Source organism: Kosakonia oryzae (genome assembly GCF_001658025.2).
Classification (GTDB): Bacteria; Pseudomonadota; Gammaproteobacteria; order Enterobacterales; family Enterobacteriaceae; genus Kosakonia; species Kosakonia oryzae.
In genome coordinates, this window is record NZ_CP014007.2 from 3,151,217 (window position 1) to 3,164,759 (window position 13,543).

General features: G+C 57.8%; 12 protein-coding genes. 5 read left to right on the forward strand and 7 right to left on the reverse strand.

Annotated features, from left to right (window positions below; all coding sequences use genetic code 11):
- Positions 1–9 precede the first annotated feature (9 nt).
- From astB to astC, 4 genes are read right to left on the reverse strand one after another with little or no spacing between them, the layout of a single operon-like run.
- A complete protein-coding gene (astB, locus tag AWR26_RS15065; protein WP_064567037.1) occupies positions 10–1,335 on the reverse strand; it encodes an N-succinylarginine dihydrolase in 1,326 nt (441 codons plus the stop codon).
- Positions 1,332–2,810, reverse strand: coding sequence for a succinylglutamate-semialdehyde dehydrogenase (gene astD, locus AWR26_RS15070; RefSeq protein WP_064567038.1), 1,479 nt, complete (start codon positions 2,808–2,810; stop codon positions 1,332–1,334). The genes astB and astD overlap by 4 nt, the downstream gene beginning before the upstream one ends.
- Positions 2,807–3,841 carry an arginine N-succinyltransferase gene (gene astA / locus AWR26_RS15075; protein WP_064567040.1) on the reverse strand — a complete coding sequence of 345 codons (1,035 nt, stop codon included), beginning with the start codon at positions 3,839–3,841 and terminating at the stop codon, positions 2,807–2,809. Before astA ends, astD begins: the two co-directional genes overlap by 4 nt.
- Complete coding sequence (gene astC / locus AWR26_RS15080; protein ID WP_064569030.1) at positions 3,838–5,058, reverse strand: succinylornithine/acetylornithine transaminase; 1,221 nt, start codon at positions 5,056–5,058, stop codon at positions 3,838–3,840. Before astC ends, astA begins: the two co-directional genes overlap by 4 nt.
- A gap of 434 nt (positions 5,059–5,492) precedes the next feature.
- Between astC and xthA the strand changes: the two genes are divergently transcribed.
- Genes xthA through AWR26_RS15095 form a run of 3 tightly spaced genes read left to right on the forward strand, consistent with a single transcriptional unit; the run spans position 5,493 to position 7,567 of the window.
- Complete coding sequence (gene xthA / locus AWR26_RS15085) at positions 5,493–6,299, forward strand: exodeoxyribonuclease III (protein WP_064567042.1); 807 nt, start codon at positions 5,493–5,495, stop codon at positions 6,297–6,299.
- A 4-nt stretch (positions 6,300–6,303) separates the two neighbouring features.
- A complete protein-coding gene (locus AWR26_RS15090) occupies positions 6,304–7,173 on the forward strand; it encodes a sulfurtransferase (protein ID WP_064567044.1) in 870 nt (289 codons plus the stop codon).
- Positions 7,151–7,567 carry a pyrimidine (deoxy)nucleoside triphosphate diphosphatase gene (locus AWR26_RS15095; RefSeq protein ID WP_035886124.1) on the forward strand — a complete coding sequence of 139 codons (417 nt, stop codon included), beginning with the start codon at positions 7,151–7,153 and terminating at the stop codon, positions 7,565–7,567. The genes AWR26_RS15090 and AWR26_RS15095 overlap by 23 nt, the downstream gene beginning before the upstream one ends.
- Here AWR26_RS15095 and AWR26_RS15100 read toward each other — a convergent pair.
- A complete protein-coding gene (locus AWR26_RS15100; RefSeq protein WP_064567046.1) occupies positions 7,533–7,817 on the reverse strand; it encodes a DUF1496 domain-containing protein in 285 nt (94 codons plus the stop codon). The genes AWR26_RS15095 and AWR26_RS15100 overlap by 35 nt on opposite strands.
- A 234-nt stretch (positions 7,818–8,051) precedes the next feature.
- On the opposite strand from AWR26_RS15100, the gene gdhA reads away from it, so the two are divergent.
- The gene (gdhA, locus tag AWR26_RS15105) at positions 8,052–9,395 is read left to right on the forward strand and encodes an NADP-specific glutamate dehydrogenase (RefSeq protein ID WP_064567048.1); all 1,344 of its coding nucleotides are present in this window, start codon (positions 8,052–8,054) and stop codon (positions 9,393–9,395) included.
- A gap of 65 nt (positions 9,396–9,460) precedes the next feature.
- On the opposite strand, the gene AWR26_RS15110 is transcribed toward gdhA, so the two are convergent.
- Both AWR26_RS15110 and selD read right to left on the reverse strand, forming a co-directional pair.
- Positions 9,461–11,416: a DNA topoisomerase III gene (locus AWR26_RS15110; RefSeq protein WP_064567049.1), complete on the reverse strand. Its 1,956-nt coding sequence runs from the start codon at positions 11,414–11,416 to the stop codon at positions 9,461–9,463.
- A gap of 3 nt (positions 11,417–11,419) precedes the next feature.
- A complete protein-coding gene (gene selD / locus AWR26_RS15115; protein WP_035886130.1) occupies positions 11,420–12,463 on the reverse strand; it encodes a selenide, water dikinase SelD in 1,044 nt (347 codons plus the stop codon).
- A 279-nt stretch (positions 12,464–12,742) separates the two neighbouring features.
- Between selD and phoC the strand changes: the two genes are divergently transcribed.
- On the forward strand, positions 12,743–13,489 hold the full coding sequence (gene phoC, locus AWR26_RS15120; protein WP_064567051.1) for an acid phosphatase PhoC: 747 nt from the start codon (positions 12,743–12,745) through the stop codon (positions 13,487–13,489).
- The last annotated feature ends 54 nt before the right edge of the window (positions 13,490–13,543 follow it).

Here is a 13,543-nt window from a genome sequence, read left to right on the forward strand (position 1 = left end):
AACCTCCGGTTAACGCTGGAAGGGGTAAACAGAACCGAGGTTCAGCAACTGCGTGAGCCTGTCCAGCGCTTCCCGCCCTTCCCGCAACAGCTGCGGATCGGCAAGATCTGCCTGTGTCAGACGGTCGCGATAGTGGCGATCAACCCAGTCATTGAGCGTGGCGAACAACGTATCGTTCATCATCACCGCCGGATTTACCGCCTGCTGCTCCGCCGCGGTTAATACTACGCGCAAGCGCAGGCATGCCGGGCCGCCGCCGTTTGCCATACTCTCGCGCAGATCGAACACCTTCAGTTCCGCGATCGGGTTATCCTGCGCCAGCAACTGGTTCAGATAACGCCAGACGCCTTCATGCGCCTGCGACTCCTGCGGCAACACCAGTACCATGCGGCCATCTTCATGGCTCAGTAGCTGGCTGTTGAACAGGTAAGTCGACACCGCATCGGCAACCGATACCGCCTGCTGCGGCACTTCGATCGCCATAAAACCTGGCACGCGACGGCGTAATTCGGCCAGCAATTGCGCTTGATCGGCAAAGGCGTGCTCGTGGCAAAACAGCACCTGGCGATTAGAAACGGCAATGACATCATTATGGAACACGCCCTGATCGATAACCTGGGAATTTTGCCTGGCGTACACCACCTGCGAAGGGCGAACCTGGTTGAGACGCGCCACTGCCTGGCTGGCTTCCAGCGTCTGACGAGCCGGATAGCGTGTCGGTGCGAGCGCGCTGCCCTCTTCGCGTCCATAGACAAAAAGCTGGACGCCCGGGTCGCCATAATCGCCGCCAAAACGGTTGTGGTTCGCGGCACCTTCATCCCCCAGCATTGCCACTTGCGGTAGTGCCGAATGCACGCTGAATCTCTCTTCATCGTGGAAAATCGCCCGCAGCAGCGCTTCGGTGGTCGGCGCTTCAATCGCGCGATGGAATTTATTGTTGAGATTCGCCACCGTCAGATGGACTTTGCCATCCACGGAATCCGCCGACGGGCAAACCGTAGCGGCATTGGCAACCCACATCGCCGACGCCGAGCTGGCGGAAGAGAGGATTTGCGGCGCCTGCGCTGCGGCTTTTTCGACCACCTGCTCATCGCTGCCGCTAAATCCCAACTGGCGCAACACCGGCACATTTGGGCGCTCATGCGGTGGGATCACCGCCTGCGGGAAACCGGCATCGGCCAGCGCCTTCATTTTCAGCAGCCCCTGCTTCGCGGCCAGCTTAGGATTGGAGACCTGGAAACGGTGCCGGGTCGAGGCTTCATTGCCGAACGACAACCCGGCATAGTGGTGCGTCAGGCCAACCAGCCCATCAAAGTTCACTTCACGCGCTTTCATGGTTGTTCCTCGCGGGAAAAATCAAGACCCGGGCTGAGCGTTTGCGGCAGAGTCAGATCGGCAGACTCAAGGCTCGCCATTGGCCATGCGCAGTAATCCGCCGCATACCAGGCGCTGGCGCGATGGTTACCGGAAGCGCCCACTCCGCCGAATGGCGCGGTGCTGGCCGCGCCCGTCAGCGGTTTGTTCCAGTTAACAATCCCGGCGCGCGCTTCCAATAACAGCCGATCAAACTTCTCGCGCTGCGGGGAGATCAGCCCACAGGAGAGCCCGTAACGGGTATTGTTCGCCAGCGCGATGGCTTCATCGAAATCGTCATAGCGCCAGACGCACAGCAGCGGGCCAAACACCTCTTCATCCGGTACGTCGGCCACTCCGGTCATCTCAATAATGCCCGGCGTCAGCAGTGAAGTGCCTTCTTCCAGCAGACGTGGTGCCAGCAGGGTTTTGCCGCCGCGCGCTTCATGCTCCTGCCACGCGTGCAGCACGTGCTGCGCGGCCTGCGCGGAGATCAAACCGCCAAGGAACGGCTGCGGTTCTGCGTTCCATGCCTGTGGCGTGAGACGTGCGCTCACCGCCACCAGTCGCGCAAGGAAAGCATCGCCCTCCGCTGAGCGTTTCACCAGCAAACGTCGCGCGCAGGTACAGCGCTGTCCGGCGGTAATAAAAGCGGACTGGATAGCCAGATGTACGGCTGCATCAATATCCTGAATATCTTCGACAATCAGCGGGTTATTGCCGCCCATTTCCAGCGCGAGGATCTTCTCCGGCTGGCCCGCCAACTGGCGATGCAATTGATAACCGGTATTGGCGCTACCGGTGAACAGCAAACCGTCCAGCCCCGGCAACGCACTCAGTGCCTGCCCGGTTTCGCGTCCGCCCTGCACTAAATTGAGCACCCCGGCGGGCAGACCGGCCTGCTCCCACAGTTTAACCACCGCTTCGCCGCTCCACGGCGTCAGTTCACTCGGTTTGAACAGCAGGGTGTTGCCCGCCAGCAGTGCCGGAATGATATGGCCGTTCGGCAAGTGGCCTGGAAAATTATAGGGCCCGAAAACAGCGAGAACGCCATGCGGACGGTGGCGCAACGTTGCCGCACCGTCGGCCATTTCCGTGTGCTGTTCGCCGGTTCGCGTGTGATAAGCCTTCACGGAAATGGTGGCTTTATTGATCATCGCCGTCACTTCGGTCGCCGCTTCCCAACGCGGTTTCCCGGTTTCACGGGCGATGATTTCCGCCAGCGCGGCTTTATTGGCTTCCAGCAGGCTGGCAAATTTTTCCACCACCGCCTGGCGCACGGAGAAAGGTTCGCGCGCCCAAGCCGGAAAAGCGTTACGCGCAGCGCGATACGCCTCTTCGACCTGTGCGGCGCTGGCATCAAAACCGTGCCACAGCGCTTCATGGCTTACCGGATTACTTTTCACCCGGCGCTCACCTTCACCGGTTACCCAGTCGCCATTGATCCATAAACTCATTGTGATTTCTCCTCGGCACACAGGCGAACCAGCCGCACGGTATCGCCCGGCTGACATTTCAACGCATCCAGTTCTGCGGCGCTTAACAGCAAACGCTCCGTATTGGGATCCGCTTTGATAAGCATGGCTCTAAATTGCTCGTATTGCTCATTCGCAACCATGCAGGCTGGCCACTCTCCCGGCGCGCGCTGCCCTTGCGCCACGGTAACCAGCCGGCTTTTGCGGATCGCCCGCACCCGGTCAACATCACACTCCAGCGTCGGCCCGCCATCAAAAATGTCGACATAATTGCGGTAGCGAAAGCCCTCTTTCTCCAGCACCGCGCGGGCAGGCGCGGTCTGCGGATGCACCTCGCCAATAACCGCCTGCGCCTCCTCGGAGAGGAAGTGGGTATAAATAGGATGTTTGGGCATCAATTCGGCGATAAACGCTTTTTGCCCGGTCCCGCACAGATAATCAGCACGGCTGAATTCCATCGAGAAGAAGCGTTTTCCCAGACTCTCCCAGAACGGCGAGTAACCATGCTCGTCGATGACGCCGCGCATCTCCGCCACCACTTTTTCGTTAAAGCGATCGCGAAAGGCCGCCATAAACAGAAAGCGCGACTTCGACAGCAGATAGCCGTTGCCCTCTTTGCGCCAGGCCGGATCGAGAAACAGCGTGCATAGCTCGCTGCTGCCGGTGTGATCGTTACTGAGAAATAACGTCGGCAACGCGTTGTAGACATTCAACTCTTTCGAGGCGTGAACCTGTGTCCCCACGCGATAGTTATACCAGGGATCGTTGAGCCCCACCGCCACTTCAATGGCGCAGATCCCGGCCACTTCACCGCTTTGCGTCTCTTCCAGCACGAAAACATAGCCCTGCTCACCCTTCGGCAACTCCCCTTGCCACGTGCGGCGGGCACGCTCAATACGCGCGGCCAGCGTCGCTTCATCGGCGGGCAGCGATGTCAACCCACCGCCGGTTTTCCCGGCCAGCTTCATCAGCGCCGGTAGATCGCTTGCCGCGACAGGACGGATCACCATCATGATACGTTCTCCGCAAGGAATTTTTCACAGGCGCGGGTAAAGCGCGCAAGCCCGGTACGCACCTCTTCTTCACTGATATTCAGCGCCGGAGCAAAGCGCACCACGTTGCCACCTGCAATCAGCACCATCACCCCTTCCGCTGCCGCCAGTTGCGAAATCTGTTTCGCTTTCCCGGCATGTTCCGCCACCAGTTGGCAGCCAATCAGCAGCCCCAGGCCACGAATGTCGCTGAACAGCGGATGGCGATGGTTGAACGCCGTCAGTTGCTCAACAAACCACTGGTGACGCTGTTTGACACCGGTCAGCGTTTCCGGCGTATTGACGATATCCAGCACCGCGCCAGCAACTGCGCCCGCCAGCGGATTACCGCCGTAGGTCGTGCCGTGTGTACCCACATTCATCACTTTGCCGAAGGTCTCGGTGGTGAGCATCGCGCCAATCGGGAAGCCGCCGCCCAGCGCTTTCGCGGTGGTCAGCACATCCGGCGTCACACCATAGTGCATATAGGCATACAGTTCGCCGGTGCGGCCAACGCCGGTCTGCACTTCATCAAAAATCAGCACCGCGTTGTGACGGGTACAGAGATCGCGCAAGCCCTGTAAAAAGGCCTGGCTGGCCGGGACCACGCCGCCTTCACCCTGCATTGGCTCAACAATGACCGCACAGGTGTCGTCATTGATCAGGGCGCTGGCGGAAGCCAGATCGTTGTAAACCGCATGTTGGATCTGCGGCGGCAGCGGCGCAAAATCCTGCGAGTAAGCGGGCTGCCCGCCGGCGCTGACGGTAAACAGCGTGCGGCCATGGAACGCATTTTTGAACGCCACAATGCCGCTTTTCTGCGGGCCGAAAGTGTCGTGGGCATATTTACGGGCCAGTTTCAGCGCCGCTTCATTCGCCTCCGCGCCGGAGTTACAGAAGAAAGCGCGATCGGCAAACGTGGCATCCAGCAACCGTTTCGCCAGCTTCAGTACCGGTTCATTGGTGTAGCCATTGCCGGTATGCCAGAACTTCGCCGCCTGCTCGCTCAGAGCCTTGCACAATGCAGGATGAGCGTGGCCCAGCGCGTTTACCGCAATCCCCCCGGCAAAATCGATGTACTCGTTACCCTGCTGATCCCATAAACGCGAGCCTTCCCCGCGAACCGGAATAAAAGGCGCTGGCGCGTAGACAGGCAACATCCATTGATCAAAATTTTCACGCGTAATTGACGTAGACATAGCGACCTCATCCGGTAAATAAAAGGTTGAATAAATGTTAATTAATATGAACGTTTTCGCTGTAAATGTAGATTGCACAGTTCGTGCCAGCCAGCGATAAAAATGCATAAACGTCCTGGCACAACGAAATATCAGTAACTTACAACCTGTCGCTATTCATATAAATTGCATAAAAAGTGAATAAATGTATATCCAGGCGAGGTAATGGACGATCGGAGGCGCGGGTTTATGCAATAAGAATATTTAATTCTGGAACTGTGATCATCAACGAAATTAATCTTCGCACCCTGCCCCATTTCGGCGCATCGAGCACCAAATCAGGGCAACTGGCGCGTTTTTTGCTCATCAGTAATAGCAATATCAATAAGTGGCGGTGGTTAAATGTAAATTCTGCTAACATCTGTGCATCTTTTTACTGCTAAGTGGCGGCGACTATGAAATTTGTCTCTTTTAATATCAACGGCCTGCGTGCCCGGCCTCATCAACTGGAAGCGCTTGTCGAGCAGCATCAGCCGGACGTGATCGGTCTGCAGGAGACAAAAGTCCATGACGATATGTTTCCGCTCGAAGAGGTGGCGCGTCTGGGTTACAACGTCTTTTATCACGGGCAAAAAGGTCACTACGGCGTTGCGCTGCTGACCAAAGATACGCCGGTTTCCGTACGTCGCGGCTTTCCCAACGACGGCGAAGAGGCGCAGCGTCGCATTATCATGGCGGAAATCCCGTCGCCTATCGGCAATATCACCGTGATTAATGGCTACTTTCCGCAGGGCGAAAGCCGCGACCACCCGCTGAAATTCCCGGCGAAAGAGAAGTTCTACCAGGATCTGCAAACCTTCCTCGAAACCGAGCTGAAAAAAGAGAACCCGGTACTGATCATGGGCGATATGAATATCAGCCCGACGGATCTGGATATCGGCATTGGCGAAGAGAATCGCAAGCGCTGGCTGCGCACCGGGAAATGCTCGTTCCTGCCGGAAGAGCGTGAATGGATGGAGCGCCTGAAGGGCTGGGGCCTGGTGGATACTTACCGCGAAGCAAACCCGGAAACCAACGATCGCTTCTCGTGGTTTGATTACCGCTCCAAAGGCTTTGATGACAACCGTGGCCTGCGCATCGATCTGCTACTGGCAAGCCAACCGCTGGCCGAGCGCTGCATCGAAACCGGGATTGATTACGACATTCGCAGCATGGAAAAACCCTCCGATCACGCACCGGTCTGGGCTAAATTTAAGGTCTGATGCCATGACGTCCGGCAATTCGTGGGTTACCGCGCAGTGGCTGGACGATTTACTGCAACACAATCCGCCAGCCGAAACATGGCGGCTGCTGGAAGTCGGCTATAACGCCGAGCCAAGCTATCGCGCCGGACACATTCCCGGCGCGTATTATATTGACACCCAACTTGTCGAAAGCCTGCCGCTGTGGAATGTGGTGCCGCCCGAAATATTGCGCGCGGTGCTGTGCCGTTGCGGTTTACGCAGCGACATGACCGTTATTCTCTACGGTCGCGGCAACTATGCGGCCGAGCGGCTGGCGCATATTCTGCTGTACGCGGGCGTTAACGATGTCCGCCTGCTGAATGGCGGCTGGCAGAGCTGGCAACGCGCCGGGCTACGGCAAACAATCGATCTGCCGCCTGCCATCACCGCGCAGGATTTCGGCGCGCCGCTCCCTTCACAGCCAGACGTTTTACTTAACCTGGCGCAAACCCGGCAACGAATGGCGCAGCCAGAAACTGTGCTGGTCAGCGTACGCAGTTGGGATGAATTCAGCGGCGGCAGCAGTGGGTATCACTATATTTCCACCGCTGGTGATATTCCCGGCGCGCGCTGGGGACACGCTGGCGGCAACAGCCAGTTTATTGCGGATTACCATCATCCGGACGGCACGGTACGCTCCCCGCAAGAGATTGCCGCATTGTGGCAGCAGCAAGGCATCACCGCCGATCAACAGGTGATTTTTTACTGCGGTACCGGCTGGCGTGCATCGCTGGCATTTTTGCTTGCCCGCGCGCTCGGCTGGCAGAAGATCGCCGTGTATGATGGCGGCTGGTTCGAGTGGAGCCAGCAGCAGAAAATGGAACAGACGGATGACAACCCTGAAAACAGTTGAGGTGGTCGCAGCGATCATCGAGCGCGATGGCAAAATTTTGCTGGCGCAACGCCCGCCGCACGCGGATCAAGCCGGGCTATGGGAGTTTGCTGGCGGCAAGGTGGAAGCCGGGGAGACGCAGCCGCAGGCGCTAACGCGTGAGCTGCGCGAGGAACTGGGCATTGATGCCCTGCCTGCTCGTTATGTCGCCAGCCACCAGCGGGAAGTGTCCGGGCGGATGATCCATCTGCATGCGTGGCACGTTGTTGCCTTTCACGGTGAGCCAACCCGCCACTATCACAGCGCCTTGCTGTGGTGCGAACCCGCTGACGCCCTGAAACAGGCGCTGGCGCCAGCGGATATCCCGCTACTGGAAGCGTTTATGGCTTCACGCGACGCCAGACCAGCGGATTAGTAGAAATCGCGCGTTCATCGCGCTGGCACTGTAACAGCACGCCTTCGGCTTTCACCACCGCGCCTTCACTGTAATTTTGATTGCCATACACGCAGCACTGGATGCACGGCTGCGTGGTTTGCGTCTGCCCGCCGGAGCTAAAGACTTCCGGCGGGACATTCACTTCAATTCCCGGTGAGGGTAAACGTTCGGCCAGCGCGCTGCCCGCCGCTACCACCAGTAATGCTGCTATCCACGATAAACGGGCCATAACTCTTCCTTTCTGATTGACGCCACGTATTACTATAACGGATCTATTTCCCACAGCTTTAGTTTCCTCAGCCATCGTTTTTCATTATGACACTGCGCAGATTATTAATTTGCCTGGTGTGGGGTATTTTCCCTTGCAGCGTGCGTCATTACGAATGTTATAGTCCGAAAGCGCCCGTTTTTTGCGCACCACAAGCACAACAAATCCACTTAAAAATAAGAGACGCTTATATCTATGGATCAGACACCCTCTCTTGAATCCTTTCTCGGTTATGTCCAGCAACGCGATCCGCACCAGCCGGAGTTCGCCCAGGCCGTGCGTGAAGTGATGACCACCCTCTGGCCATTTCTTGAAGCTAACCCGCGCTATCGCCAGTTATCGCTGCTGGAGCGGTTGGTTGAACCGGAACGCGTGATCCAGTTTCGCGTGGCTTGGGTTGATGACCGCAACCAGGTGCAGGTCAACCGCGCGTGGCGCGTGCAGTTCAGCTCCGCCATTGGCCCCTACAAAGGCGGGATGCGTTTTCACCCGTCGGTGAATCTGTCGATTTTGAAATTCCTCGGTTTCGAGCAGACCTTTAAAAACGCGCTGACCACCCTGCCAATGGGCGGCGGCAAAGGCGGCAGCGACTTCGATCCGAAAGGCAAAAGCGACGGCGAAGTGATGCGTTTTTGCCAGGCGCTGATCGCCGAACTGTACCGCCATCTTGGCGCAGATACCGACGTTCCGGCGGGCGATATTGGCGTCGGCGCGCGTGAAGTCGGCTTTATGGCCGGAATGATGAAAAAACTCTCCAACAACACCGCCTGCGTCTTCACCGGCAAAGGGTTGTCGTTCGGCGGCAGTTTGATCCGCCCGGAAGCCACCGGCTACGGCCTGGTTTACTTCACCGAAGCGATGCTGAAACGCCACGGTCTCGGTTTTGAAGGGATGCGCGTGGCGGTTTCCGGTTCCGGCAATGTGGCGCAGTACGCCATCGAAAAAGCGATGTCTCTTGGCGCACGCGTGATCACGGCTTCGGACTCCAGCGGTACTGTCGTTGATGAAGCCGGTTTTACGGCGGAAAAACTGGCCCGTCTGTGTGAAATCAAAGCCAGCCGCGATGGCCGGATCGCCGACTATGCGCGGGAATTTGGCCTGAACTATCTGCAGGGCCAGCAGCCGTGGTCCGTGCCCGTGGATATCGCGCTGCCGTGCGCCACGCAGAATGAGCTGGATGTGGATGCTGCGCGAGTGCTGATTGCCAACGGCGTGAAAGCGGTGGCCGAAGGGGCGAATATGCCCACCACCATCGCGGCGACAGAACTGTTCCTTAAAGCAAACGTGCTGTTCGCGCCGGGCAAAGCCGCCAACGCGGGCGGCGTAGCCACTTCCGGGCTGGAGATGGCGCAGAATGCCGCGCGTTTAAGCTGGAAAGCGGAAAAAGTAGATGCCCGTCTGCACCACATCATGCTTGATATTCATCAGGCCTGTGTCGAATACGGCGGTGAAGGTAAACAGACGCACTATGTGCGCGGCGCCAACATCGCCGGTTTTGTGAAAGTCGCCGACGCGATGCTGGCGCAGGGTGTGATTTAACCGCGGTGCAGGCCGGACAAGGCATTTATGCCGCTGTCCGGCAATGCCTGATGGCGCTTCGCTTATCAGGCCTGCGGAACGACTGCATCGCCGCCCGCCTCTGCTGATGGCGGGCGTTTTTTACTCCGTCCTTTGGCAAACGTTTTTTTCTTCTCGCCGCCCGGCGCAACCAGGCCACGGAACTGACGCACCGGCGTATTACGCGCCTGGTGGATCAGTTCATGCAGCGTGCTGACCAGCGGCTGCATGAAGTCCTGATAGCGGCACTCTTTTTCGCTGATTTGCGTCAGCACCGACTCCCAGTGCGCCGTCATATCCGGTCTGGCCGCCATTTCTGGCAATGAATGGATCAGCGCCCGCCCCGGTTCGGTGGAGTGGATGTAGCGCCCTTTTTTAACAAGAAAACTGCGTTTAAACAGCAGTTCGATAATTCCGGCGCGCGTTGCTTCCGTCCCCAGCCCGTCGGTAGCGCGCAGGATCTTTTTCAGCTCTTTATCCTGTACAAAGCGGGCGATACCGGTCATCGCCGACAACAGAGTGGCGTCGGTAAAGTGGCGCGGCGGCTGCGTCTGACGTGCCACCACTTCGCCCTTCTCGCACAGCAACTCGTGGCCTTTCGCCACTACCGGCAGCGGCGTACCATCGTTCTCCTCATCGCGCTCTTTCGAACCCAACAGCGTTCGCCAGCCCGCTTCCGCCAGGAAACGCGCTTTGGCGATAAACTTGCCGTTGGCGATATCCAGATCGATCTGACATTTGCGGAACACCGCATCCGGGCAGAACTGCATCAGATACTGGCGGGCAATCAGGTTATAAACGTTGGCTTCGTTATCACTGAGGTTCACTTTCGATGCCCGCGCAGTCGGAATAATGGCGTGGTGCGCATCGACCTTTTTGTCATCCCAGCAGCGGTTGCGCGTATCCGGGTTGACCACCGGCTGCGGCAGCAGATCCGGCGCATGCGCGCCAATTGCATTCATCACCGCATGGCGCCCGGCAAAGTGCTCTTCCGGCAGATAACGGCAATCCGAACGCGGATAGGTAATCAGCTTGTGGGTTTCGTACAGCTTCTGGCAGATATCCAGCACATTTTGCGCACTGAGGCCAAAGCGTTTCGCCGCTTCAATCTGCAACGCCGACAGCGAAAACGGCAGCGGCGCCAGTTCCGATTCGCGCTTATCGTTATACGCCGTAACCAGCGCTGGCTGGCCGGTAATGCGGCTGACTACATGTTCCGCCAGCGGACGATGCAGCAGACGCCCTTCCTCATCCTGATACGGCTCGCAGGCATCGCTCGGCTGCCACAGGGCGGTAAAGCGCTCCCCGGCAGGCGTGACGATATGCGCTTTCACCTCAAAGAAATCTTTCGCCACGAAGTTTTCGATCTCTTCATCGCGGCGCACCACCAGCCCGAGCACCGGCGTCTGTACGCGGCCGACCGACAGCACGCCCTGATAACCGGCATTGCGCCCTAGCAGCGTATACGCGCGGGTCATATTGATGCCGTACAGCCAGTCGGCGCGGGCGCGGGCCAGTGCGGATACGCACAGCGGAATAAATTCACTGTTGGCGCGCAGGCGTTCGATCGCGCGCTCCACCGCCTGCGGGTTGAGATCGTTAATCAGGCAGCGTTGCACCTGCTGGCGCTTTTCCGGCGCCAGTTGCAGGTAGTCGATCACCTCGTCCACCAGCAACTGCCCTTCGCGATCCGGGTCACCGGCGTGCACCACCTGCTCGGCATCCGCGAGCAGGCGTTTAATGACATTGATCTGTTTCAGCACCGACGGGCGCGGTTGCAGCTGCCACTTTTCCGGCACAATCGGCAAATCCGCCAGATTCCAGCGGGCGTAGCGGCTGTCGTAAGCATCCGGCTGCGCCTGCTCCAGCAGGTGACCGATACACCAGGTCACCACCTGACCATTACCGCACTCAATATAGCCGTCGCCTTTGCGATGCGGTTTGGGGAGCACATCGGCAATGGCGCGGGCCAGACTGGGCTTTTCGGCAATAAATAACCGCATGAATTAACGGATCTCGATCATCGGACGGCCGCCGCGAGCGCTGACCAGCTCGCCAATGGCGCTCAGTTCAATGCCGTACTCCGCCGCCGTGGCTTTCACTTCGTTTTCCGCTTCCGGCGACACCGCCAGCAGCAGGCCGCCGGAGGTTTGCGGATCGCACAGCAGATCGCGCACGGGCGCAGGCATTTCGCCCATCAGATGACCATAACTGGCGAAGTTGCGCTGCGTGCCACCCGGCACGGCACCTTTGGCAATATACTCTTCGACGCCCGGCAGTTTCGGCACGGCCTGATAATTCACTTGCGCCTGCACACCCGCGCCCTGACACATCTCGCTCAGATGACCGAGCAGGCCAAAGCCGGTGACATCGGTCATCGCTTTCACCCCGTCGATATTTGCAAAGGCTGCGCCAGCAATATTCATCCGGCACATCACTTCCGTCGCCAGACCAACATGCTCCGGTTTAAGCAGGGATTTTTTCTCGGCAGTGGTTAATACGCCAATACCCAGCGGTTTGGTCAGGAACAGTTTGCAGCCCGCCTGCGCGGTGCTGTTTTTCTTCACGCGTTCTGTCGGCACTACACCGGTCACGGCGAGACCGAAAATCGGCTCTGGCGCATCGATAGAGTGACCGCCCGCCAGCGCAATACCCGCCTGCTGGCAAGCAAAGCGCCCACCGTCGATCACTTCACGGGCAATTTCCGGCGGCAGTTTATCGAGCGGCCAGCCGAGGATGGCAATCGCCATGATCGGTTTTCCCCCCATCGCGAAGACATCGCTGATGGCGTTGGTTGCCGCAATGCGGCCAAAATCGAACGGGTTATCGACGATAGGCATGAAAAAATCGGTGGTACTGATAATGCAAGTGCCGTTACCGAGATCGTAAACCGCAGCGTCGTCGCGCGTTTCATTACCGACCAGCAGATTCGGGTCGAGAAACTTCGCCTGCTCGCTGTGCAGAATGGTATCCAGCACTTTGGGGGAAATTTTACAACCGCAACCGGCTCCGTGGCTGTATTGCGTTAAACGAATGGTTTGCTCGCTCATGGACATCTCCTGTCATTGCAATCCCGCTATGGTAGCGCCCAAACGGCATGGTGGTAAGTCTGCGTGTCTGAATTCACGCGCTGTTGCTCATTAAGCGAACGAATAACAGCATTTCACTGCTGAGTATGTCGCCACATAACATCACTGAGCTCAATACATCGGCCATTTTGCGATGCAGAGCAATTTTTTAAACCGTGTGTTTATTTATTACTTTTATATGACAGAAATATTACTTATCTTTTTATCTGAGGATGTCATTGATAATTAAAGGAATCACTAATGAAAAGACGTTTACTAACCCTCTGCATTGCGAGTTTGTTCTCTGTTAATACCTTTGCACTTGTCCCTGCGGGCAACGATGCCACCACCAAACCAGACCTTTACTACCTGAAAAATGCGCAGGCGATTGACAGCCTGGCGCTGCTGCCGCCACCGCCGGAAGTGGGCAGCATTGCGTTTCTCAACGATCAGGCGATGTACGAACAAGGCCGCCTGCTGCGCAACACTGAGCGTGGCAAACAGGCTGCGGAAGACGCCAACCTGAGCAGCGGCGGCGTCGCCAATGCCTTCTCAACGGCATTCGGTTCTCCGATTACCGAAAAAGACTCCCCGCAGTTGCATAAGCTACTGACCAATATGATTGAGGATGCGGGCGATCTGGCCACGCGCGGCGCTAAACAGAAGTACATGCGCATACGTCCGTTTGCCTTCTATGGTGTGCCGACCTGCAATACCAAAGAGCAGGATGAATTGTCGAAAAACGGCTCCTATCCTTCCGGGCATACCTCAATTGGCTGGGCAACGGCGCTGGTGCTCGCGGAAATTAACCCGCAGCGCCAGGATCAGATCCTCAAGCGCGGCTACGATCTGGGGCAAAGCCGGGTGATCTGCGGCTACCACTGGCAGAGTGATGTTGATGCCGCGCGGATCGTCGGTTCTGCCGTTGTTGCTACGCTGCACACCAGCCCGGCATTCCAGCAGCAACTGGAGAAAGCCAAAGCGGAGTTTGCCGCGAAGAATAAGTAGCGAATCCATAACGCAGGCCGGCCAGGCATTAGCGCCTTCCGGCCTTTCAAGCGT